The 21,169-nt window shown below is 68.3% G+C and carries 20 protein-coding genes and 1 pseudogene; 10 read left to right on the top strand and 11 right to left on the bottom strand.

The features are described 5' to 3' along the window. Window positions 1–44: 44 nt before the first annotated feature. Complete coding sequence (locus tag ACFORO_RS16245; RefSeq protein ID WP_354747496.1) at window positions 45–590, bottom strand: hypothetical protein; 546 nt, start codon at window positions 588–590, stop codon at window positions 45–47. Between the two features lie 232 nt (window positions 591–822). Beyond that, complete coding sequence (locus ACFORO_RS16240) at window positions 823–1,167, bottom strand: hypothetical protein (RefSeq protein WP_377867922.1); 345 nt, start codon at window positions 1,165–1,167, stop codon at window positions 823–825. Window positions 1,168–1,261: 94 nt separating this feature from the next. Between ACFORO_RS16240 and ACFORO_RS16235 the strand changes: the two genes are divergently transcribed. Then, window positions 1,262–2,410 (top strand): MFS transporter, encoded by a 1,149-nt coding sequence (locus tag ACFORO_RS16235; RefSeq protein WP_377868083.1) that lies wholly within the window; start codon window positions 1,262–1,264, stop codon window positions 2,408–2,410. A gap of 261 nt (window positions 2,411–2,671) precedes the next feature. Here the strand turns inward: ACFORO_RS16235 and ACFORO_RS16230 are convergent, their stop codons facing one another. The 3 genes and pseudogenes from ACFORO_RS16230 to ACFORO_RS16220 form a co-directional block, all read right to left on the bottom strand. After that, on the bottom strand, window positions 2,672–3,049 hold the full coding sequence (locus tag ACFORO_RS16230; protein ID WP_354747498.1) for a hypothetical protein: 378 nt from the start codon (window positions 3,047–3,049) through the stop codon (window positions 2,672–2,674). A gap of 58 nt (window positions 3,050–3,107) precedes the next feature. Then, window positions 3,108–3,707 (bottom strand): RtcB family protein, encoded by a 600-nt coding sequence (locus ACFORO_RS16225; RefSeq protein ID WP_377896589.1) that lies wholly within the window; start codon window positions 3,705–3,707, stop codon window positions 3,108–3,110. An 816-nt stretch (window positions 3,708–4,523) separates the two neighbouring features. Beyond that, window positions 4,524–5,324: pseudogene (locus tag ACFORO_RS16220) on the bottom strand (RtcB family protein); the annotation flags it as partial. A 176-nt stretch (window positions 5,325–5,500) separates the two neighbouring features. Between ACFORO_RS16220 and ACFORO_RS16215 the strand changes: the two are divergent. Together ACFORO_RS16215 and ACFORO_RS16210 are read left to right on the top strand one after the other, a co-directional pair. Next, window positions 5,501–6,949, top strand: a complete 1,449-nt coding sequence (locus tag ACFORO_RS16215; protein WP_377867923.1) for a M48 family metalloprotease — start codon at window positions 5,501–5,503, stop codon at window positions 6,947–6,949. 11 nt (window positions 6,950–6,960) lie between these two features. Then, on the top strand, window positions 6,961–8,061 hold the full coding sequence (locus ACFORO_RS16210) for a DUF4034 domain-containing protein (RefSeq protein ID WP_377867924.1): 1,101 nt from the start codon (window positions 6,961–6,963) through the stop codon (window positions 8,059–8,061). A gap of 71 nt (window positions 8,062–8,132) precedes the next feature. Here the strand turns inward: ACFORO_RS16210 and ACFORO_RS16205 are convergent, their stop codons facing one another. Both ACFORO_RS16205 and ACFORO_RS16200 read right to left on the bottom strand, forming a co-directional pair. Beyond that, complete coding sequence (locus ACFORO_RS16205; RefSeq protein WP_354747506.1) at window positions 8,133–9,173, bottom strand: aspartate-semialdehyde dehydrogenase; 1,041 nt, start codon at window positions 9,171–9,173, stop codon at window positions 8,133–8,135. Next, window positions 9,173–10,438: an aspartate kinase gene (locus tag ACFORO_RS16200; RefSeq protein ID WP_344265876.1), complete on the bottom strand. Its 1,266-nt coding sequence runs from the start codon at window positions 10,436–10,438 to the stop codon at window positions 9,173–9,175. The genes ACFORO_RS16205 and ACFORO_RS16200 overlap by 1 nt, the downstream gene beginning before the upstream one ends. Before the next feature lie 236 nt (window positions 10,439–10,674). Here ACFORO_RS16200 and ACFORO_RS16195 point away from each other — a divergent pair, with 236 nt between their 5' ends. Both ACFORO_RS16195 and ACFORO_RS16190 read left to right on the top strand, forming a co-directional pair. Beyond that, a complete protein-coding gene (locus ACFORO_RS16195) occupies window positions 10,675–11,265 on the top strand; it encodes a nitroreductase family protein (protein ID WP_377867925.1) in 591 nt (196 codons plus the stop codon). Between the two features lie 107 nt (window positions 11,266–11,372). Beyond that, window positions 11,373–12,038, top strand: coding sequence for a hypothetical protein (locus ACFORO_RS16190; protein ID WP_377867926.1), 666 nt, complete (start codon window positions 11,373–11,375; stop codon window positions 12,036–12,038). Window positions 12,039–12,388: 350 nt separating this feature from the next. On the opposite strand, the gene ACFORO_RS16185 is transcribed toward ACFORO_RS16190, so the two are convergent. Continuing rightward, window positions 12,389–12,766 carry a hypothetical protein gene (locus ACFORO_RS16185; protein ID WP_377867927.1) on the bottom strand — a complete coding sequence of 126 codons (378 nt, stop codon included), beginning with the start codon at window positions 12,764–12,766 and terminating at the stop codon, window positions 12,389–12,391. Between the two features lie 244 nt (window positions 12,767–13,010). On the opposite strand from ACFORO_RS16185, the gene leuA reads away from it, so the two are divergent. Together leuA and ACFORO_RS16175 are read left to right on the top strand one after the other, a co-directional pair. Next, complete coding sequence (leuA, locus tag ACFORO_RS16180; RefSeq protein WP_377867928.1) at window positions 13,011–14,795, top strand: 2-isopropylmalate synthase; 1,785 nt, start codon at window positions 13,011–13,013, stop codon at window positions 14,793–14,795. A 128-nt stretch (window positions 14,796–14,923) separates the two neighbouring features. Then, entirely contained in the window at window positions 14,924–15,892 is a 969-nt protein-coding gene (locus tag ACFORO_RS16175; RefSeq protein ID WP_377867929.1) for a helix-turn-helix transcriptional regulator, read from the top strand. A 48-nt stretch (window positions 15,893–15,940) separates the two neighbouring features. Here the strand turns inward: ACFORO_RS16175 and ACFORO_RS16170 are convergent, their stop codons facing one another. Further along, complete coding sequence (locus tag ACFORO_RS16170; protein ID WP_377868085.1) at window positions 15,941–16,858, bottom strand: SDR family oxidoreductase; 918 nt, start codon at window positions 16,856–16,858, stop codon at window positions 15,941–15,943. A 155-nt stretch (window positions 16,859–17,013) separates the two neighbouring features. Here ACFORO_RS16170 and ACFORO_RS16165 point away from each other — a divergent pair, with 155 nt between their 5' ends. Beyond that, window positions 17,014–17,574, top strand: coding sequence for a DedA family protein (locus ACFORO_RS16165; RefSeq protein ID WP_377867930.1), 561 nt, complete (start codon window positions 17,014–17,016; stop codon window positions 17,572–17,574). Here the strand turns inward: ACFORO_RS16165 and ACFORO_RS16160 are convergent. Continuing rightward, complete coding sequence (locus ACFORO_RS16160) at window positions 17,528–18,658, bottom strand: serine hydrolase domain-containing protein (protein ID WP_377867931.1); 1,131 nt, start codon at window positions 18,656–18,658, stop codon at window positions 17,528–17,530. The two genes, ACFORO_RS16165 and ACFORO_RS16160, sit on opposite strands and share 47 nt — an antisense overlap. A 64-nt stretch (window positions 18,659–18,722) precedes the next feature. Here ACFORO_RS16160 and ACFORO_RS16155 point away from each other — a divergent pair, with 64 nt between their 5' ends. After that, window positions 18,723–19,277 (top strand): TetR/AcrR family transcriptional regulator, encoded by a 555-nt coding sequence (locus tag ACFORO_RS16155; protein ID WP_377867932.1) that lies wholly within the window; start codon window positions 18,723–18,725, stop codon window positions 19,275–19,277. Here the strand turns inward: ACFORO_RS16155 and ACFORO_RS16150 are convergent. Beyond that, a complete protein-coding gene (locus ACFORO_RS16150) occupies window positions 19,274–20,179 on the bottom strand; it encodes a LysR family transcriptional regulator (protein ID WP_377867933.1) in 906 nt (301 codons plus the stop codon). The two genes, ACFORO_RS16155 and ACFORO_RS16150, sit on opposite strands and share 4 nt — an antisense overlap. Window positions 20,180–20,266: 87 nt before the next feature. Between ACFORO_RS16150 and ACFORO_RS16145 the strand changes: the two genes are divergently transcribed. Further along, on the top strand, window positions 20,267–21,166 hold the full coding sequence (locus ACFORO_RS16145; protein ID WP_377867934.1) for an EamA family transporter: 900 nt from the start codon (window positions 20,267–20,269) through the stop codon (window positions 21,164–21,166). The last annotated feature ends 3 nt before the right edge of the window (window positions 21,167–21,169 follow it).

Below are 21,169 nucleotides of genomic sequence, written 5' to 3'. Positions count from 1 at the left end.
GAACCGCACCAGGCTCCGGGCCTTTCCCCTCCTGTTCAGGCTGCTCAGGTGCCCGGTACTGGCACCGGCGGTGCGGGCAGCGGCGGCGTCGGTACCGGCAGCGGCGGCACCGGCACCCCGCCGAGCAGACCGCCCAGCAGGCTGGTGACCGCGGCGAGCAGGCCCTTGACCAGGTCGCTCACCGCCTTCAGCGGTCCGGGAAGGTCCGGCAGCGGCGGGATCGGCAACGGCGGGATCTGCCGCGGCGTGGCCGTCGGGTCGGCGAGGAGCCGGTTGGACTCGTCCGCGCGGACCTTCGCCGCCGACGAGAGCTGCTGGGTTTCGGATTGGACCTGGTAGCGCTTGCCCGCCGCGATGTCGGCGAGCACCGGGCTGAGCTTGCCCAGGTCCGCCCTCGTCTTCGCGACGTCGCCCGCGTACGCCACCTTGGTCAGGTCGTCGCGCATCTGCAGTACCTGCGCGGCGACGGCCTGAGTGGCCGAGGAGCCCTTGCCGCCCGCCGGGCTCGCGGAGGCCATCCCCGAAGTGCCGACGGCCAGCAGACTGCCCGCGGCGACCACGGCGATGATCCGCCCGATCTTGCCTTTCATTCTTTACCTCCCTGGCCTTTGGACCTGCCGGGTAAATCGATACCCGCCGTGTCGGCCCAACACCAGCCGATCACCGGATAGGGAGTTTTTCTAACCCTTACGTGCCGAATCCAAGAACGGGGAACCGGCCCGCAATTGATTAACGTGGACGGCTTGCGCGTCCCCCGACGATCACGGACCGCGGACCTGAATCTGACTCATAGTAGCCGGATTGCCCGAATGGCGGCACTGCTCACTCACACAGGCGTAGTTCGTGATCGATTACCTTCATCACCCCGTCGGGAGGCGCGATTTCGCTCGTCCGACCGTGGTGGGTCCCCCACGCACGCACCGCCGCCCGCATTCGGGTCCGCTCCCCTTTTTCCGGGAGCCGCTGCCGCTTCGACCGGAGAAATCCAAGGTCGGCGCGGAAATATGAAAAATTATTCGCAAATGGGCGGCGAGAATGCTTTTTCGCGTCGCCGATGAAGTTATCACCCAGGTCGCCACCGCATTTTCCGGCCCCGCCGAACGCCTGCGCGACACCCGACCGGGTGCGCGACGGCAGCGCGGAGGGTGTGACGAAAAGAAGTTGCACGCTCGTACCAACTCTTGCTCTCATGGGGTACGTGCCTTTTCAGCAGTACCGCCGCGTCCTGAGCGTCCCCGGACTCCGCCCGTCGATGGCGCTGATGTTCTTCGCACGCGTGCCCATGACGATGACCGGCGTGACGCTGACGCTGTACGTCGTCAGCGGTCTCGGCCGCGGCTACGGCGCGGCGGGCATCGTCGGCGCGGCCGTCACGCTGGGCATGGCGCTCGGCGCGCCGTTGATCGGACGCACCATCGACCGGTACGGCCTGCGCCCGGTGGTCGCGGTGTGCGGGCTGTCGTCCACCGCGTTCTGGTTCGCGGCACCGCATCTTTCTTACGGGGCGCTGGTGGTGTGCGCGCTGCCGGCCGGCGTGCTGTCGGTGCCCGCGGGTTCGCTGGCACGGCAGATCCTGGCCGCGCTCGTGCCCGCCGAACAGCGGCGCGCGGCGTACTCGCTGGACACGATCCTGGTCGAGGCGTCGTTCATGATCGGCCCGGCGGCCGGGATCGCGGCGATCTCGGGGCTGTCGGCGACGCTGACGCTGAGTGGTATCGGCACCATCTTCGGCGTCACCGCGCTGCTGATCTTCCTGCTCAACCCGCCGATCCGGAACGAGGACGAACTCGCCCCGACCGGCACCGTGCGGCCGCCGCTGCGGTCCTGGCTGACCGGACGGCTGCTGGCGACGCTGCTGATCGCCGCCGGAACACTGTTCTGCCTGGTCGGCACAGAGGTCGCGACGCTGGCCGCGCTGCGCTCGCACGGCGACGTCGGCTGGACCGGCCTGGTCATCGCGGTGATGTGCGCGGCGTCGATGATCGGCGGCATCGTGCACGGCGCGGTGCGGAAGTCGCTGCCGCAGGGACTGCTGATGCTGCTGCTCGCGCTGCTGGTGATCCCGGTCGGGCTCGCGACGCAGCCGTGGTGGCTGCTGATGCTCGTGCTGATCCCGACGAACCTGGTCTGCGCCCCGACGCTCGCGGCCACCACGGAGGCGGTCAGCGAACTCGCGCCGCCCGCCGTTCGCGGCGAGGCGATGGGCCTGCAGGACGCGTCGACGCGGCTCGGGCTGGCCGCAGGGAGCCCGGTGGTTGGGTTCGCGATCGACCACTCGAGCCCGGCGTGGGGTTTCGCGGCGGCCGGGCTCGGCGGGCTGGCGCTGGCGGCGCTGGGGTTGGTGTGGTCGCTGCGCCGGAGCTCGGTGCGGACGCCTTCGCTGGCGGCCGCGGTTCGGGCTCGCCGCTGACTTGAGCTGCCCCAATGCCACATTGGTTGCGTCCCACGCACCCAATGCGGCATTCGGTGCATCCCACGCACCCAATGCGGCATTCGGTGCATCCCACGCACCCAATGCGGCATTCGGTGCATCCCACGCACCCAATGCGGCATTCGGTGCATCCCACGCACCCAATGTGGCATTGGGGTCACGCTCGCGGGCCGTCAGATCGGAGCGTGGCAGGTCGAAGCAGGTGGCCGGGTCGGGGCGGGCCAAGGCCGCGGGGCCCGGTCAGGTGCAGGCTTTGCGCAGCCCGTCGAGCTTCTCCAGGTTCCGCTTGGTCCAGCGGGCGATCACCCCGGCGTCCTCGAGGTGTTCCTTCTGCACCTGGACGTACGAGTCGGCCATGCCGAGGAGGGCGTTCTTGACGTCCTCCTCCTTGACGTTGGCCGCCAGCTCGCGCAGCCGCCGTTCCTTGTCCTGCGCGCGGGCCTTGAGCTTTTCGCCGTCCACCAACGGGTTCAGGTCCGCCAGCCCCAGCGCTTCGGTGCACGTGGAGACCTTGTCCACCGCGGAATTCGTCTGATTGACCGCCGAATCGACCTGGTCGCATCCGGCCAGCAACGTTCCGGCCGCCACCGCAGCGACAGCCACCCCCCAGTACTTCATGCACTTCAGGGTAGCGGTTCCCGCGAGCGGACCAGTGCGGTTCGCCCGCGGGAATCCCTCATCCCTTCACGCACACGACCTGCTTGAGGTGCGCGACCACCTCGACCAGGTCGGTCTGTGCCTTGATCACCGTCTCGATGTCCTTGTACGCGGACGGGATCTCGTCGACGACCCCGGTGTCCTTCCGGCATTCCACGCCCGCGGTCTGCTCGGCGAGGTCGGCGGCGGTGAACGTCTTGCGGGCCTTCGTCCGCGACATCCGCCGCCCGGCGCCGTGGGACGCGGACTCGAACGACGCGGTGTTGCCGAGTCCGCGCACGATGTACGAACCGGTTCCCATGCTGCCCGGGATTATCCCGAGATCGCCGGAGCCGGCCCGGATCGCGCCCTTGCGGGTGACGAGCAGGTCGACACCGTCGTAGGTTTCCTCGGCGACATAGTTGTGGTGACAGTTGCCGGTGAGAATGTTCCCATCGAGAGCGAATGAATGAGTGTCCTCGACGACGGCGCAGAACACCTCCTCGATCTCATCAGTGGCGTGCACTGCGCGGACGGTCCAGCCACGCCGCTCGACAGCATCGCGGTTGGCTTCCCAACGGGCCCGGTGCTCGTCGTGGATGAAGAACTCGGGCGTGAGGTCAGCTCTCGACAGACCCATCACAAACACCGGGGTGTCGACCGTGCCGAACCCAGTGCGAACTTTTCGCCGAATCGGAAGCGTCCAGATACCCAGCGAGTCACACGCCTCCTTGAAGAACTCGAGGTGTTGCCTGTTCGCAGACCACATTGCGGGCCGACCTGTCTTGCCTACCTCCCCGTCGGCCGCGAAGTAACCGGCGAGCCACCCGTAGAGGTCCGCCACCGAACCCTCGATGCGCGGATATTCGCGCTTCCACTCACAAGGTAGACCACCTAGTCGCTTCATTTCCCCAACCACGACTCCCGCAGACCGAAGTGTTCCGACCTCGCCCGCGGCCACATGCGTCTTCTTCGCCTCAGCCTTGTTGTACGCGTAGTAGTACGTCCGCGCGCGATCCGCTTGGTCGAAGAATGGCAGCAGAGCTTCGTCCTTCTTCCCGTAAAAGTCGGCATGTGCCATCCCGCGGCCGGAAATTGACCCGTCGCCGAAGACGAATCCGCGTGCCACACCTTCGCGAGACGGCCGCAGACCTGGGGTGCGTGCCGGGAACACGTAAGCGAGACGGTCTCCGATTCGAAGCCCTGCCGTTGTCGCTTCAGTCCGGTTGTGCGCCGCCTTTGGCCGCAGCAACCAACGGTGCTCTCTGGTCGTGCGAATCGTCCGCTCCTCTCCGAAGCGACCGATCACCACCTCCCAGATCGGCTGCGGGCCGAAAGACTTCACTGGTGCCTTGACCCACTTGCCACCTTCAGTAAGCACCTTGTGCACACCGCCCGACAGTTCCGAGATCGGGCGGCTGCCCGCCTCTGTCATCACCAAGGTTTCGGCGGCGAAGCACGAAATCGCGTCGTCGAAACTGGTTCCCGGGATGACCTCCGCGACCGCGAGCTTCACCAACGCGATCATCGTCGCCCGGTTCCGCGCCGCGTAGTCCTGCGCCCAGAACAGATCGCGCCGGTACGCCCGCATTTCCGGCGTGTCCGCGACGAACACCGAGAGGTCGGGATCCGGCAGATCCCGGTTGTGCGGCAGCTTCCGCGCGATCGCCATGTGCCGCTCAGCGAGTTCCTTGCCGATGTTGCGCGAGCCCGAATGCAGCATCAGCCACACGCGGCCCTCGTCGGCTCCGCCCTGTTCGAGGCAGACCTCGATGAAGTGGTTGCCTCCGCCGAGGCTGCCGATCTGCCGCGCCGCTCGGTCGTGCAGGTCCTGGACGCCCTCGTGCAGATCGCCGAACGACTTCCAGAACGTGTCCCAGCCGCCGACGCCGTGCACCTTCGCGGTGTTGACCGGCGTCTTGTGCAGCCCGAACCCGACCGGCACCGCCGACTCGATCCGCTTGCGCAGCTTGCCGAGGTCGTCGGGCAGGTCGCTCGCGGTGAGCGACGTCCGCACCGCGCTCATCCCGCAGCCGATGTCGACGCCGACCGCGGCAGGAGAGACGGCGTCGCGCATGGCGATGACACTGCCCACCGTCGCGCCCTTGCCGTAGTGGACGTCGGGCATCACCGCGACGCCGTGCACCCACGGAAGGTTGGCGACGTTGCGCAGCTGACGCATCGCCTGGTCTTCGACCGACGCGGGGTCTGCCCACATCCGGATCGGAACCCGCTCGCCGTCCACTGCCGTGTACATGACTTTCCTTTCCCAGAACGAAGTTTGCCCGCTCAGCATCCGGCACCGCGCCGCTCGCGACAACGGGTTTTCTGTCATCGGAGCACGGGTGAAACGAAATCAGCCCCCGCTTCGATAACGGGCTCGGACGACCGGTTCGCCCAGGGTGCCGGTCTTGGGGAGGATTCCGTTTTTCGATGAAGAACTCGTCGCGGGCGTTGCTCGCCGTCTTGCTGCTGGCCGGTTTTCCGGTGCTGGTGCTCGCCGTCGCCGGGGCGATGATCTGGCTGGAGATCGCCGCGTACCAGCACAGTCCGCTCACCGCGGGACGGCTCGGCTTCCTTGTCGCTCCGGTGCTGTACGTGCTGTTCACCGCCCTCCTGACGTTCGAGCGGACCCGCGACGACGACGTGCCCGGCCTGCCCGTCACGCCCGGGGAGCAGCCAGAACTGTGGGCGGCCGTCCGCGAACTCGCCCAGGAAATCGGTACCCGGCCGCCGGACGAGATTTATCTGATTCCCCAGGTCAACGCGTCGGTGTACGAGCAGACGCACTGGTTGGGGCTGCGCGTGCGGCGGCGCCGGATGTTCATCGGCGCGCAGCTTTTCGCCGGGATGCGGGTCAGTCAGCTCCGCGCGATTCTCGGGCACGAGCTCGGCCACTACAGCAATCGCCACACCCGGTTCGCCGGCGCGACTTACCGCGGACGGCAGACGATCGGGCGAGTCCTGAATGGACTCGACTCGACCTGGTCGGCCCGGATGCTGCGGCCGGTCTTCAGCGCGTACGCCGCCCTGTACTTCCGGGTCTCGATGAGCGTGAACCGGCAGCAGGAACTCGCCGCCGACGCCGCGTCCGCGCGGGTAGCGGGCTCCACGGCCGCGGCGACCGCGTTGCGCGAGGTCGAGGTGCTCGACACGGCTTGGCGGCTCTTCCTGAGCAAGTACGCGACCATCGCCTGGTCCGCCGGCTACCTGCCGCAACGGATGGCCGAGGGCTACCAATTGCTGCTCGCAGACGAGAAACGCGCGAAGAAATTGGCTTCCGTGCGGGAGAATCCGCCCTCCGAGCCGACGTCGCAGTACGACAGCCACCCGCCGACTTCCGAACGGATCGCGCTGCTGGAAGCCGCGCCGGACGTCCCCGTGCCGCCCGGCGGCGAATTGCCGGCGACGGATCTTCTCCGCAACGGAACGGCGCTGCTCGAAGCGGTGCTGGCGACCGGCTTCACGGCGGGAGCGTCCTCGAAGAAGAAGCTCGACTGGGCCAGCCTGGTCGACGTTGGGATGCGCAACTCGAATCAGGTCGAAGCGCTGCGGATTCGCCGCAGCCGCAGCCTCGACGAACTGCTCGACCTGCTCGACGCCGGACGCCTTGAGGACATCGCCGATCCCCACGCCCCGGCGACGGCCGGAGCACGGGCGAAGCGCGATCTCTACCGGCCGCAAGTCCACAGCCGACTGTCCATTGTGGTGCACGCACAGCTCGCCAAAGCCGATGCGGCGCACTGGGAACTGTCCTGGTCCGGACCGGCGAAGCTGGTACTGGCCGAACCGTATGCCACCGAACTGGATCCCGCCGTCAGCGCGGCGATCGACGGGGACACCGCTCCGCTCCGCGCGTTGCTGGCCCCGGTTCATTCCTGAGAGGAACACCCTTGCTCGGCTTTATCAAGCTGTACACCGTTCCGAAGTATCGCCGGATGATGAAGGGGATCGCGAAGGACGCCAAGAAGCGCGGTCTGACCACTTCCGACTACATGCGCACGCTCGGCAGCAGCGACCTGGCCCGCTATCTCGTGCCGCCGATCAAGCCGGTGGACGTCGAACGGTTCGGCCTGCCCCCTGATGCCAAGATCACCACAAAGCCGCTGCTGGCGAAGCCGGTCCGGGACGCCAAAGTCGCACACGCCGCGGGGAACTGGCAGCAGGGCGCTGACCTGCTCGCCGGAATCGGGCAGGACTGGGACCGGCGCAGTTCGATCGTGAGTCTCCTTGGCGAGGTCGCGGCCGATGACGACACCGCGCTCAAGGCTTGGCGAGCGGCCCGTCCCGACGACGCGGGCGCCGCCGCGGTGCACGCCGACGCGCTCACGAACGTGGCGTGGCAGATCCGCAGCGCACGGCAGGCGAAGTACGTCAGCGGGGAGCAATTCGCGGGATTCCGGCGCGTGCTCGAGGAGGCCGACGAAGCGAGCCAGGCCGCCGCCGAACTCGCTCCCGACGATCCGACGCCGTGGGCGATACGGTGCATGATCGCGATGGGCCGGCAGTACGGTCACGAGGAATTCCGCACGGTGTGGGACGGTGTGCTGGCACGCGATCCATTGCACGTCCACGCGCACGCGCGCGCCCTGCAGTACTGGTGCGCCAAGTGGTTCGGCACCAACGATCTGATGTGGACATTCGCCGAGGAGGGCGCGGCGAAGCATCCGAAGCTGGCATGGCTGCCGCTTGCCGCGGCGTTCGAAGCGTCGTTCTCCGGGGCCAAGGACGCGTGGCGGGACAAGCGCGTCGAAGCCGCGCTCGACCGGTTGCTGCCGTGGCTCGACGGCGAGGGCCGGGACGCGCCGGACACCCCGAACAGCCGCGCCTACGCCGCCCGCGCGCTCGTCGAACTCCGGCGCGGTCCCGAAGCGGTGGAGCAATTCCGCCACCTCGGCCGGAGCGCGTCCGGACGAGTGTGGTCCTACAGCGGTTACGGAGCGAGCCACGAATTCCGGACCTACCGGAGCCGGGCCTGCCGGCTGGCCAAGTAGCGAGACCGGCACCACGGAGAATGAAACTGCCCGGCCCCTGAACCAGGGACCGGGCAGTTTTACTGGGAAGCTCAGCGGTTCTGCGCCACCAGCTCAGCGATCTGCACAGTATTCAGCGCCGCCCCCTTGCGGAGGTTGTCGGCGGAAACGAACAGCGCCAGCCCGCGGCCGTCCGGCACACCCGGGTCCGTACGAATGCGGCCGACCAAGCTCGGGTCAATACCGGCGGCCTGCAGCGGCGTCGGCACGTCCGCCAGCTGCACGCCGGGCGCGGTCGACAGCAGTTCCGTCGCTCGCTCGACCGACAGCGGCCGTTCGAATTCGACGTTCACCGACAGCGAGTGTCCGGTGAACACCGGGACCCGCACGCACGTTCCCGAAACCAGCAGCTCCGGGATGCCCAGGATCTTCCGGCTTTCGTTGCGCAGCTTCTGTTCCTCGTCCGTCTCGAACGTGCCGTCGTCCACAATGGACCCAGCCATCGGCAGGACGTTGAACGCGATCGGCGCGACGTACTTGGCCGGGGCCGGGAATTCGACCGCCGAACCGTCGTGGGTGAGCGAGGCCGCGCGCGAGGCGACGGCGTTCACCTGCGCGGCCAGCTCGTCGACGCCGGCCAGGCCGCTTCCGGAGACTGCCTGGTAGGTGCTCGCGATGATCCGGACCAGGCCGGCTTCGTCGTGCAGCGGCTTGAGGACCGGCATCGCGGCCATCGTGGTGCAGTTGGGGTTCGCGATGATCCCCTTGCGCGCGTCCTTGATGGCTTCCGGGTTGACCTCGCTGACGACCAGCGGCACGTCCGGGTCGCGGCGGTAGGCCGACGAGTTGTCGACCACGATCGCGCCCGCCTCGGCGAACCGCGGCGCCTGCTCGCGCGAGGTCGCGCCGCCCGCGGAGAACAGCGCGATGTCCAAACCGGACAGATCAGCGGTCGCGGTGTCCTCGACGGTGATTTCCTCGCCGCGCCACGGCAAGGTGCGTCCCGCTGAGCGGGCCGAGGCGAAGTACCGGATCTGCTCGACCGGGAAGTTCCGCTCGTCGAGCAGCTTGCGCATCACGGCGCCGACCTGGCCGGTCGCCCCGACCACGCCGACGCGAAGACCCGGTGCCATCAGCGACCACTCCCCGCGTAGACGACGGCTTCCTCGTCGCCGCCCAGTTCGAACGCCTCGTGGATCGCGCGCACGGCCTCGTCCAGCTGCGCGTCGCGGATCAGCACCGAAATGCGGATCTCCGAGGTGTTGATGATTTCGATGTTCACGCCCGCGTTGGCCAGCGCCTCGCAGAACGTCGCCGTGACGCCCGGGTGCGAGCGCATCCCGGCGCCGACGAGCGACACCTTGCCGACGTGGTCGTCGTACAGGACCGACTCGAAGCCGATCCCCGCCTTGATCTTCTCGAGTTCCTTGACCGCCTTGGCCCCGTTGGCCTTCGACAGCGTGAAGGTGATGTCGGTGCGACCGGACGACGTGCTGGACACGTTCTGCAGCACCATGTCGATGTCGATCTCGGCGTCGGCGACGACGCGGAAGATCTTGCCCGCGGCCCCGGCGTGGTCCGGCACGCCGGTCACGGTGATCTTCGCTTCCGAGCGGTCGTGTGCCACACCGGTGATCAGCGCTTGTTCCACGGGGATCTCCTCGATCGATCCGGCCACCGTGGTGCCCGGCTTGTCGCTGTAAGAAGAACGGACTCGGATCGGCACGCCGTAGCGGCGCGCGTACTCGACCGAACGCAGGTGCAGGATCTTCGATCCGCTCGCCGCGAGCTCCAGCATCTCCTCGTACGGGATGGTGTCGAGCTTTTTGGCGTCCGGCACGATGCGCGGGTCGGCCGAATACACACCGTCCACATCGGAATAGATCTCGCAGACGTCCGCGTTCAGCGCGGCGGCGAGCGCCACCGCGGTGGTGTCGGAACCGCCGCGGCCGAGCGTCGTGATGTCCTTGGTGTCCTGTGCCACGCCTTGGAAACCGGCCACCAGCGCGACGTAACCCTGCTCGAGCGCCTCGGTGACGCGGCTCGGAGTGACATCGATGATGCGCGCGTTGCCGTGCACCGACGTGGTGACCACGCCCGCTTGGGAACCGGTGAACGACCAGGCCTGCGCGCCTTGGGCGGAAATCGCCATCGCGACCAGCGAATTCGAAATGCGCTCACCGGCGGTGAGCAGCATGTCCATTTCCCGCTCCGGCGGCGCCGGGTTCACTTGCTGCGCCAGATCGAGCAGCTCATCAGTGGTGTCGCCCATCGCCGAGCACACGACGACCACGTCGTTGCCCGCCTTCTTGGTCGCGACGATCCGTTCTGCCACGCGCTTGATCCGGTCGGCACTTTCCAGCGACGATCCGCCGTACTTCTGGACCACGAGGGCCACGCCCGAACCTCCTTGACGGGCCGGGGCGTACTCCTTGGAGGGCACCGAGGAGCGCCCACGGCCCTTCATTTGGAGAAGAGCCTACCGGCGAGAACGGCGCCCGCCACCCCATCGAGTGGTCCGCCACCGCCTCTTCGGAGCATTTGGAAGTAAATTTTCCTTGACGCCAGGGGAAAGCTCGAAGCCCTTCCTCCGGAGTGACGGAGAGCACTCCCGGTCGTACTACGGTTCGGCGCATGCGCAAACAAGCCGAGACGAGCGTCCCCGTCGCGCCGGCCATCGCCGAGCGCTGGAGCCCGCGGGCCTACGACGAGACCGCCGAAATCACCGACGCCCAGCTGACCGCATTGCTCGAAGCCGCCAGGTGGGCGCCGTCTTTCGGCAACACCCAGCCGGCGCGCTACCTCGTCGGCCGCCGGGGCGATCCGGTCTTCCCGCGCCTCCTCGCGACGCTGAACTCCGGGAACCAGGCGTGGGCGTTCCGGGCGAGCGCGCTGTTGATCGGCGTGATGGTCACCACGAACGAGAAGGGCGAGGTGCCCTACACCGACTACGGACTGGGCTTGGCGACCGAGAACCTCGTCCTGCAGGCGGTCGAACTCGGGCTGATCGCACACCAGATGGCCGGGTTCTCTCCGGACGCGGTCCGCGAGGAGTTCGGCCTGCCTTCCGACGCGGTGGCCCGGGTGGCGATCGCCGTCGGGTCCGCCGCCGACCCTTCGGTACTGGAGGACCCCCGCCGCATCGAACGGGAACTCGCGCCGCGGCGACGGCTGCCGCTCGAGGAGTTCGCCTTCGGGGACCGATGGGGGTCTCCGGCACTGTGACCGTTTCGTGAGCAATCGGGGGAACCGGCGTCACCGCTTCGAGGTCAGATAGGCACCAAACCGGTCAGGCCACTGAATCGGTGGGACATCCCTCAAGGAGTGACGAGATGCGTACTGGGCTGCCGGTTGTAATGGCGATTTCCGCAACGGCGATGGCGTTCGCGCTGTCCGGATGTTCCAGCTCGGATGACAAGGCTCCCACCCCGCCGATCGCCACGCCGCCCGCTTCGTCCTCGGCTGCGGCCCCGTCTTCCTCCGCCGCCGCGCCCGCTAGCGACTCCGCCTCGGCTGAGTACACGAAGCAGGGCACGAAGCTGAAGATCGGCGAGAAGGCCGTGGTGCCGTTCAAGTCGCAGAAGAACACCGGCGCGATCGGCGTGACAGTGACCGGCATCGACAAGGGCGTCGAGGCTGACCTCGCCCCGCTGAAGCTCGGCGACCGGGCGAAGGGCATGACGCCGTACTACATCCAGGTCAAGGTCACGAACGAGACCGGCTCGGACTTCGCGTACAGCTCGCTGGGCCTGATGAACGGCCTCCTCGCGGACGGCACCAGCGGCCCGCACGTGACGGTGATCGGCAAGTTCGAGAAGTGCGACAGCGGGAACTCCGGCAAGGCGTTCACGACGAAGGGCGCTTCGTACACCAGCTGCGTGCTGGCGCTGGCCCCGGCCGGTGCGGAGGTCAAGGGGGCTAGCTACGGGGCTAGCACGTATCGGGACTTGGCTCCGAACACTGACTACGGCAAGGACGCGGTGACCTGGCAGTCCTGAAGCCGCTGAGCGTACGTCGCCGTAGGCCCCCGGACCCGGGAGCGGAAACCGGGCACTGGTACGTGAGGGGAACCCTGAGGGAATCTGATTCCCTCAGGGTTCCCCTCACGTACTTCAAGACACAGTCGCATGGCGACAAATCGGGAATTCCGGTGCTGTTGGCACCCTTTGTGGACGGTCGGCGGGCCGAGGTCACGCGGCTTAAGCCCCGGGCATGGGACCTGATGCCGAGGCGGGGGCGGCTCGGCAGCCAAGCGGCTGGTCAACGGGCGAATTCAAGGAAGCAGCTGTTTCCTTGAATTCGCTCACCCGCAGTTCAAGAACCTTGAAATGTCGCGGGCGGCGGCCGGTCAGGCGCCAGCGCCCCCGACACGGCGGATGATCTTCGCCAGAATCCCCGACACGACCAGCCAGAACACCGCCGCGATGCCGTAGTTCACCAGCACCCGCAGCTTCGCGTCGCCAGGCGTGAACAGGTCCTTGAAGCCGAGCGACAACCCGTCGGCCCAGCCGCGGACGAACGAGACGATGCCGTTGCCCTGGTTGGCCTCGCCGATGACGAAAATCACGTGCAGCACCAAGACCGCAGCGAACAGCAGCCCGACCCAGCGCACGAGCGACGCGATGAACGACACCGCGCGCTCACGAGTGCGCCGCCAGTCCACCGGGGTGCGCTGGGGTCGCGCCTTCGCCTCGGTTTCCTGCGCTTGTTCCGCGTGCTCGCCCATGCCGGGCAGTCTGGCACGTCGCCTCGCGAGCCGCTACCCGCTAGTAACAGGTATCAGCCACCCGACGTAACAGTTCGATCGCGGCGGGCGGCTTTCCTTTCGGCGCGTCCGGTGGTTACAGTGACCCCGTGGCGCGTGAACTCCTGCTTCGCTGCCGCGACGGGGCCTGATCTGACCGGCTCCTCGTCGCGGGGCTTTGTGGTGCCGGTCGTCCGCACCGAACCCGTCAGGAGATTTTCCCGCGATGAGCACCGACCCCCGCACCACTAACTCCCGTCTGCGCACGCCCTCTCGTCCCGCGCCCGCCGGACAGCCCTCGTGGAACCCGCAGCGCGGCACGTCCATGCCGGTGCACCGTTACCGCCCCTGGTACGACGTAGTCGAGAACATCGACGTACCCGACCGCACCTGGCCGGACAAGCGCATCGAGCGCGCGCCGCTGTGGTGTGCGGTCGACCTGCGCGACGGCAACCAGGCGCTGATCGACCCGATGTCGCCCGCGCGCAAGCGCAAGTTCTTCGACCTGCTGGTCCGCATGGGCTACAAGGAGATCGAGGTCGGCTTCCCGGCCGCGTCGCAGACCGACTTCGACTTCGTGCGCGAGATCATCGAAGAGGGCGCGATCCCGGACGACGTGCACATCCAGGTGCTGACCCAGTGCCGCCCCGAGCTGATCGAGCGCACCTTCAAGTCGCTTGAAGGCGCGCCGCGGGCGATCGTCCACATTTACAACTCCACCTCGATCCTGCAGCGCCGCGTGGTGTTCCGCGAGGAGCGCGAGGGCATCAAGAAGATCGCGACGCAGGCCGCGGAAATGGTCGTCGAGCTGGCGGCGAAGCAGCCGGACACCGACTTCCGCTTCCAGTACTCGCCCGAGTCCTACACCGGCACCGAGCTGTCGTACGCGCTCGAGGTGTGCAACGCGGTCACCGAAATCTGGCAGCCCACGCCGCAGAAGCCGGTGATCCTGAACCTGCCCGCGACCGTCGAGATGGCGACGCCGAACGTCTACGCCGACTCGATCGAGTGGATGAGCCGCAACCTGGAGCACCGCGATTCGGTGGTCCTGTCGCTGCACCCGCACAACGACCGCGGCACCGGCATCGCCGCCGCCGAACTGGGCTACCAGGCGGGCGCGGACCGGATCGAGGGCTGCCTGTTCGGCAACGGCGAGCGCACCGGCAACGTCGACCTGGTCGCGCTGGGCATGAACCTCTACAGCCAGGGCATCGACCCGCAGATCGACTTCTCCGACATGGACGAGATCAAGCGGACCGTCGAGTACTGCAACCAGCTGCCCGTCCCGGAACGTTCGCCGTGGGGCGGGGACCTGGTGTTCACCGCCTTCTCCGGCAGCCACCAGGACGCGATCAACAAGGGTCTCGACGCGATGAAGGACGCCGCGGACTCCAACGGCGTCCCGGTCGACGAGCACCCGTGGGAGGTCCCGTACCTGCCGATCGACCCGAAGGACGTCGGCCGCACCTACGAGGCCGTGATCCGGGTGAACTCGCAGTCCGGCAAGGGCGGCGTCGCCTACATCATGAAGGCCGAGCACCAGCTCGACCTGCCGCGCCGGCTGCAGATGGAGTTCTCGAAGGTCATCCAGGCCTACACCGACACCGAGGGCGGCGAGGTCGACCCGGCCACCATGTGGCGCGCGTTCTCGGCCGAGTACCTGGAGGCGAAGACCCCGCTGGAGCTGATCAAGCAGCGGGTCACCGACAACGGCGGCGGCGAGTACGACCTCGAGGCCACGGTGAAGGTCGAGGGCGACGAGCACGAGATCACCGGCCGCGGCAACGGGCCGATCGCCGCGTTCTTCGACGCACTGTCCACTGTGGGCTACGACTTGCGGCTCCTGGACTACAGCGAGCACACGCTGAGCCCTGGCGACGACTCGCGCGCCGCGTCCTACATCGAATGCGCGATCTCCGACCGCGTGTTCTGGGGCATCGGCGTCGACCCGTCGATCGTCACCGCTTCGCTGCGGGCCGTGGTGAGCGCGGTCAACCGGGCCAACCGCTGACCCGAGCCTGATGCGCCCCAATGTGGCATTGGGTGCGTCACACGCACCCAATGTGGCGTTCGGTGCATCGCATGCACCCAATGCCACATTGGGGCGGTTAGGCGGTCGGGGCCGGGCGGGAGGTAGGTGTGCGGGCTGAGCGGCTGGTCGCGTTGCTGTTCACGCTGCACCGCAAACGCGCGGGCACCGTCGGGGAGCTGGCCGACGAACTCGGCGTGACCGAACGGACGATGCGGCGCGATCTCGCCGCGTTGCGCGAAGCCGGCGTGCCGCTCTGGAGTGAACCAGGGCGCCGTGGCGGCATCCGGCTCGTGGACGGCTGGCGTTCGAGGCTCGACGGCCTCACCTCGCGGGAGGCCGTCGCGCTGCTGGCCCTCGACGTGCCGGACGCGCTGGCCGGGCTCGGGCTCGGCACCGCGGTGGCCGCCGCGCACGCCAAGGTGTCCGCGAGCATGCCCGCTCAGCTGCAAGAACAGGCCCGGACGGTCGCCGGGCGATTTCATCTCGACGCCTCTGCCTGGTTCAGCTCGCCGGACGACGCCGCCGCACTTCCTGCGGTCGCCAAGGCGGTGTGGACGCAACGGCGGCTCGACGTGCGGTACCGGCGGCGCGACAAGGTCACCCGGCGGACGCTCGATCCGCTGGGGCTCGTGTTGAAAGCCGGGGTTTGGTATCTGGTGGCGCGGATCGAAGAAGATCTGCGGACGTATCGCGTCTCCCGGTTGGAAGCGGTCGCCGAGACTGGAGAAACCTTTGCGCGGCCAGAAGAATTCTCGCTCGCTGATTGGTGGCGTGCGTCGTCGGCAGAGTTTGAAAAGATGCCGCTGCCGTTGAAGGTGACGGCTCGGCTCGACCGGTCCGCGGCGGGTGCGTTGCGCCGGGTTTTCGGGCCGGAGCACGTGAACGAGGTGCTGGTGTCGCTCGGCCCGAAGGACGACGACGGGTGGGCCGAGGCCGAGTTCGCCATGGAGGGCAAGGAAGTCGCCGTCGGACAGCTGGTTTCCCTCGGCCCCGGCGTCGAGGTGCTGAGCCCGCCGGAGATCCGCGCCGCGGTCGCGGAGTTCGGTCAAGCGCTCGCCAACCGCAACCGTCTGTGAAGGGAACCCTGAGGGAATCAGAGTCCCTCAGGGTTCCCCTCACGGACATCAGCGGTAGCCGGTGGCGTCGGCGGGCTTTCCGGGTTCCTGGACCTCGTCGATGTACCGCCACGCGTCCGGACGGCTGCCGTCCACGTCGTCGATCTCGTAGACCTTCGCCAGCTGTCCGCTGGAAACGGTCTGGCCGGTCCAGCGGTGCCGGTCCGCGTCGGCGGCGAGCGCGACGACCGTGCGGCCGGAGAAGGTCGGCGACTCCGAGATCACGAAGTGCGGCTCCCGGGCTGTCGCGTCGCGCCAGTTTTCCTCGGTGACCTCGAAGATCTCCAGCATCGCCTCCGAACGCAGCCAACCCGGCGTGAACGCGATCGCCGTGCAGTCGTGCGCCTTCAGTTCGGCCGCCTCGCCGACGGCCAGGACGTTGATCGCCGCCTTCGCCAGGTAGTACGGCAGCGACGTGCCCTCGCGGTACTTCCGGTTGTACTCGGCGGTGCCGTCGGTCAGCTCGATCACCAGCCCGCCCGGACGCCGGATGACCAGCGGAAACAGATGGTGGCTGGTGATCAGGTGGGCGTCGAGGGACAGCCGCATCATCCGCAGGCTGGCGTCCAGCGAATGCTCCCAGACCGGTTTGCCCCACTCCAGGTAGCGGTCGCCGCCCCAGATGCCGTCGACCAGGATGTCGAGACCGCCGTGCTCGGCGTCGATCCGCTGGGCGAGCGCGGCGACCTCGTCGCTCACCAGATGATCGACCCGCAGCGCGCTTCCCTTGCCGCCGACGGCTTCGATCTGGTCCAGAGTGTCCTCAATGGTCTCCGGACGGTCCACTTCGGACCGTCCGGCACGCGTCGTGCGACCGGTGACGTACACGTACGCCCCGGCCCGGCCCAGCTCGACCGCGATCGCCCGGCTCGCCCCGCGCGTACCGCCCGCCACGAGCGCGACCTTGCCCGCCAGTTCCCCGCTCATTCCGTTCGTCCCCTTCTCTCGGCTGACCACCAGCGTGCGCGCGAACCCTGACATCCTCTGTCCGGGTTTCCGGGGAATCTGTGTCCCGGCTGTGCCTTGCTGTGAAGTGCCGGTGATTGGGACTCATCTGGACTGGCAAGGCGGTTAATAGACACATGGACGCTACGACGGCTGGACTGGTGGTGCTGTTCGTCGTCTCGCTGGTGCCGCTGTTGCCCACCGAGGTGACGCTGCTCGGCATGGGCGTGGCCGCCGCGCAGCACGGGACCTCGCTGGCTGTCGTGATCGCGGTCGCGAGCGTCGGCTGCCTGCTGTCTGACCAGGCGTTATACGCGCTCGGACGGTTCGGCGGGGCGCGGGTGCTGACCCGGCTGGGCCGTCGGCGCAAGCTGGCCGCCGGGCTGACCTGGCTCGACGGACGCCTGCAGCGGCATCCGCGGCCGGTCCTGGTGGTCGCGCGGTGGCTGCCTTCCGGCGGGACGGTCGGCGCGCTGCTGGCCGGCTCGTTGCGGTGGCGGTTCGCCGAGTTTCTGACCGCGTCCGCCGTGGGAGTGCTGCTGTGGACGTCGTATGTCGCGTTCCTCGGCTACGCCGGTGGCCAACTGGTTGCCGAGCCGGGAGTGAGCCTGGCGTTGTCGCTGACCATCGCGGTGCTGCTGGGCTCGGCGATCACGGTCGGGATTCGACGGCACGCAGCGCCGAGTACAGCGCCCTGATCAGCGATTCGTTCTCCGGAGCGGCCGCGGCGGGGAACGGGATGCGGCGGCGGGTGTAGCCGTACGCGATGCCGTTTCGAGGGTCGGCGAACGCCTGCTGGCCGCCCGCGCCGCTGTGGCCGAAACTGCCCTGGCCCAGCTCCGGGTAGCGCTCGCCGGTGGCGTGGAATCCGATGCCGAACGCCTTCTGCTCGCCCAGCACCACGTCGCGGCCGATGGAATGGATCTGCGCGAACTCGGCGGCGATTTCCGGCTTCAACATTGGCGATTCGCCGTCGAGCGGGCTGATCGCCGCCGCGTACATCCGGGCCAGGCCGCGGGCCGAGGCGACCCCGCCGAACGACGCCGAGCCGAGCCGTCGGACTTCCGGCAGGTTCGGCAGTTCCCACACCTCCGGGCCGGCTGGGTGCTGCCGGTTGAACGCGATGCCCTGGAGGCTGTTCGCGGCGGGCAACGGGAGCTGTCGTTCGGGAGTCAGCACCATCGGTTGCGTGGCAACGAATCGCGGCTCCAGTTCGGCGGGCAAGCCGAGGTGAAAGTCCACTGTGTACGGCTTGCTGATCCGGTCGGCGAAGTTCTCCTGGAGGGTGCGGCCGGTCGCGCGGAGGACGACTTCGCCGCTGAGTGCACCGATTACCAGCGCGTGGTAACCGAATGCGGTGCCGGGCCGCCAGAACGGGCGCTGGCGGGCCAAGCGTTCGGCCACGATGCGGTCGTCTGCGAGTTCTGCGCGGCTGAAACCTTCGTCCGAGCCGACCAGCCCGGCTCGGTGCGCCAGCAGGTCCCGCAGGGTGACGTCTTGCTTGCCTTCGACGGCGAACTCCGGCCAGTAATGGCTCACTCGCTGGTCCAGATCCAGCACGCCGTCCTGGACCAGCAGCGCGACGGTCAGGTGCGCTGCCCCTTTCGACGCGGAGTACGCGCCGATCAGGGAATCTCCGTCGATGTCCTCGCCGGTCCAGAGATCGACCACTTGCTCGCCGCGGTGGTACGCCGCCAGTTGCGCGGATCCGTCGGCCACTGCCGCGAACTCGTCCCGCACCTGCTCGAAGCCGGGCCGCACGGTGCCCTTGATGTTTGCCATGCCCGCCACGCTACACCCGTTTGTAACCAATGGTCACTAATTCTTCTCGGTAGAGTCCCCGGCTATGACTCGACCGCGGCCCGGCCGTCCCGCACAGCTCGATCGCGAGCGGATCGTCGACGCGGCGTTGTCCGCCGGGAACCTCGACACGTTGACCATGCGCGAACTGGCCGCGCGGCTCGGCGTGACGCATGGCGCGCTCTATCGCTGGGTCGCCCATCGGGACGCACTGTTCGACCTGGTCAGCGAGGTGGTGCTGGATCGGGTGCTTCCCGAGGAGGGGCCGCCGCGCCGGTCTTGGCGGCCGTGGCTCGCGAAGGTCGCGTGGGCGATGCACGACCAGTTTCTCGCGGTACCCGGTTACGCGACCCGGCTGTCCCGGCCGCATCGGCACAACGCGGATTCGTTCGGCCGGCTGCGCACCGAGGTGGTCGCCGCGTTCACGAACGCCGGTGTACCGCCGGAACTGGCCGAGCAGAGCTGGTACATCTTCATCACCTGCACGGTCAGCTGGCTCGCGGTCCGGGAAAACCCGCTCGACCTCGGGCCCGACGCTCCCCGGTTCGAGCTTTTCCTCGACACGTTGCTGCGCGGTCTGCCCGCCCGGGAACCCAGCTAGGTCGTGAGTGCGGCCACTTCGGCACGCATCTCGTCGATCACGGTCGCGACCGCTGGCCGGTTCGCGGCACCGGTGCGGCACACCACTTCCACCAGCCGCGCCACGCGGATTCCCGCCAGCGGGCGGCCGACCAGTCCGCTGCCGCGCCGAGTGTCCATTGTGTACCGAGGCATCAGCGCGATCCCGTGCCCGGCCGCGACCAGCCGTTCGGTGATGCGGAAATCGTTGATGCGCTGGACGATCTGCGGCCGCACTCCGGTGCGCACGGTCAGCGAGCGGAGGACGTCGTCGACCGGGAAGCCGTGGTCCACCGAGATCCAGCGTTCGTCCGCGAGATCGGCGAGGCCGACGCGGCGGTTGCGGGCGAGGCGGTGGCCGACCGGGAGGGCGACGTCCAGAGGTTCGCGCAGCAGCGGGACCACGTCGAGGCGTTCGGTGTCGAACTCGGCCGCGTGCTCGTCTCGGTGGGCGACGACGACGTCGTAGTCCGCGACCAGGCCGGGCACCTGCGGTGGGACCATGTCGACGTCGCGGACGTCGACCTCGAGGTTTTCGTGCTGATCGACGCGGCGCAGCAATCCCGGCAGGAGCATGAGACCCGCGGACTGGAAGATCGCGATCCGCACGCGTCCGCGCGGGGCCTTGCGGTAGGTGTCCAGCTCCGCCTCGGCGCGGTCCATCGCGGCCAGGACGTCGTCGGCGCGGGCGACGAGCGCGCGGCCCGCGTCGGTGAGCCGAAGGCCGCGGCCAGCCGGTTCGGTGAGCGCGATGCCGACCTCCGTCTGCAACGCGCGAAGCTGCTGCGAGATCGCCGACGGCGTGCAGTGCAACGCCTGAGCGGCGGCGGTGACGCTGCCCCGATCGGCGAATTCGCGCAGCGTCCGGAGCCTGCCCAAGTCCATCCGGGCAGTGTATGTGAAGCAACACTACACAGTCAGTGCAGTTATTCTCGCTAGTGCTTCAAAGTTTGCCTAGGCAGAGTAAGAAGCATGGCCATCCGGGACCGTCTGCTCGCCGTGTTCGTCGCCGTCCTGTGGGGCCTCAACTTCATTGCGATCCACGCCACACTCGGCCAGTTCCCGCCGATGTTCGCGGGCGCGCTGCGGTTCCTGCTGATCGCGATCCCGACGGTTTTCCTCGTGCCGTGGCCGCGGGTGAAGCTGCGCTACCTCCTCGGCTACGGGCTCGGGTTCGGCACCGGTCAGTTCGCGTTCCTGTTCGTCGCGATGCACCTGGGCATGCCGACCGGGCTGGCGTCGCTGGTGCTGCAGGCGTCGGCGCCGTTCACCGTGCTGCTGGGCGCGGTGCTGCTGCGGGAACGCGTCTCCGGGCGGCAGCTGGCCGGGATCCTGCTCGCGGTGGCGGGGATGACCGCGATCGCGTGGCAGCAGTCCGCCCACGCCGCGCTGGTTCCGGTGGTGCTGACCTTGCTGGCCGCGCTGAGCTGGGCGATCGGCAACCTGAGCATGCGCCGCGCGGAGCCGGACAACCCGCTGCACCTGACGTTGTGGATGTCCGTGGTGCCGCCGCTGCCGATGCTGGCACTGTCGAGCATCTTCGAGGGCCCCGGAGCCGCTTGGCACTCGCTGACGACGCTCGGCACCAAGACCGGCCTGATCGGCGTCGCGGGGCTGGCGTACGTGGTCATCTTCGGGACGGTCATCGGCTCCGGCATCTGGACCACACTGATGCGCCGCAACCCGGCGGGCGTGGTCGCGCCGTTCTCGCTGCTGGTGCCGGTGGTGGGGCTGACGGCGTCGTTCTTCATCCTCGGCGAGGTGCCGACAGTGCTGACGCTGGTGGCCGCAGCGGTGGTGATCGGCGGGGTTTTGCTCGGGTCGCTGCGGCGGAAGCCCGCGGTTACGCCGGAGGAATTGCTGCCGGTGTAACGG

Source organism: Amycolatopsis halotolerans (assembly GCF_042647905.1).
In the GTDB taxonomy this organism is placed as follows: Bacteria; Actinomycetota; Actinomycetes; order Mycobacteriales; family Pseudonocardiaceae; genus Amycolatopsis; species Amycolatopsis halotolerans.
Note: the sequence above shows the minus strand (reverse complement) of the source record. Positions and strands in the feature narration are given on the sequence as shown.

What these genes read in the sequence shown, in the direction of transcription:
- ACFORO_RS16195 (WP_377867925.1), top strand. Translation starts at nt 10,675, where the DNA reads ATGCGCAAACAAGCCGAGACGAGCGTCCCCGTCGCGCCGGCCATCGCC.
- ACFORO_RS16230 (WP_354747498.1), bottom strand. Translation starts at nt 3,049, where the DNA reads ATGAAGTACTGGGGGGTGGCTGTCGCTGCGGTGGCGGCCGGAACGTTG.
- ACFORO_RS16225 (WP_377896589.1), bottom strand. Translation starts at nt 3,707, where the DNA reads ATGGGTCTGTCGAGAGCTGACCTCACGCCCGAGTTCTTCATCCACGAC.
- ACFORO_RS16170 (WP_377868085.1), bottom strand. Translation starts at nt 16,858, where the DNA reads ATGAGCGGGGAACTGGCGGGCAAGGTCGCGCTCGTGGCGGGCGGTACG.
- ACFORO_RS16235 (WP_377868083.1), top strand. Translation starts at nt 1,262, where the DNA reads ATGTTCTTCGCACGCGTGCCCATGACGATGACCGGCGTGACGCTGACG.
- ACFORO_RS16145 (WP_377867934.1), top strand. Translation starts at nt 20,267, where the DNA reads ATGGCCATCCGGGACCGTCTGCTCGCCGTGTTCGTCGCCGTCCTGTGG.
- ACFORO_RS16245 (WP_354747496.1), bottom strand. Translation starts at nt 590, where the DNA reads ATGAAAGGCAAGATCGGGCGGATCATCGCCGTGGTCGCCGCGGGCAGT.
- ACFORO_RS16185 (WP_377867927.1), bottom strand. Translation starts at nt 12,766, where the DNA reads ATGGGCGAGCACGCGGAACAAGCGCAGGAAACCGAGGCGAAGGCGCGA.
- leuA (WP_377867928.1), top strand. Translation starts at nt 13,011, where the DNA reads ATGAGCACCGACCCCCGCACCACTAACTCCCGTCTGCGCACGCCCTCT.
- ACFORO_RS16215 (WP_377867923.1), top strand. Translation starts at nt 5,501, where the DNA reads ATGAAGAACTCGTCGCGGGCGTTGCTCGCCGTCTTGCTGCTGGCCGGT.
- ACFORO_RS16155 (WP_377867932.1), top strand. Translation starts at nt 18,723, where the DNA reads ATGACTCGACCGCGGCCCGGCCGTCCCGCACAGCTCGATCGCGAGCGG.
- ACFORO_RS16205 (WP_354747506.1), bottom strand. Translation starts at nt 9,173, where the DNA reads ATGGCACCGGGTCTTCGCGTCGGCGTGGTCGGGGCGACCGGCCAGGTC.
- ACFORO_RS16165 (WP_377867930.1), top strand. Translation starts at nt 17,014, where the DNA reads ATGGACGCTACGACGGCTGGACTGGTGGTGCTGTTCGTCGTCTCGCTG.
- ACFORO_RS16150 (WP_377867933.1), bottom strand. Translation starts at nt 20,179, where the DNA reads ATGGACTTGGGCAGGCTCCGGACGCTGCGCGAATTCGCCGATCGGGGC.
- ACFORO_RS16160 (WP_377867931.1), bottom strand. Translation starts at nt 18,658, where the DNA reads ATGGCAAACATCAAGGGCACCGTGCGGCCCGGCTTCGAGCAGGTGCGG.
- ACFORO_RS16190 (WP_377867926.1), top strand. Translation starts at nt 11,373, where the DNA reads ATGCGTACTGGGCTGCCGGTTGTAATGGCGATTTCCGCAACGGCGATG.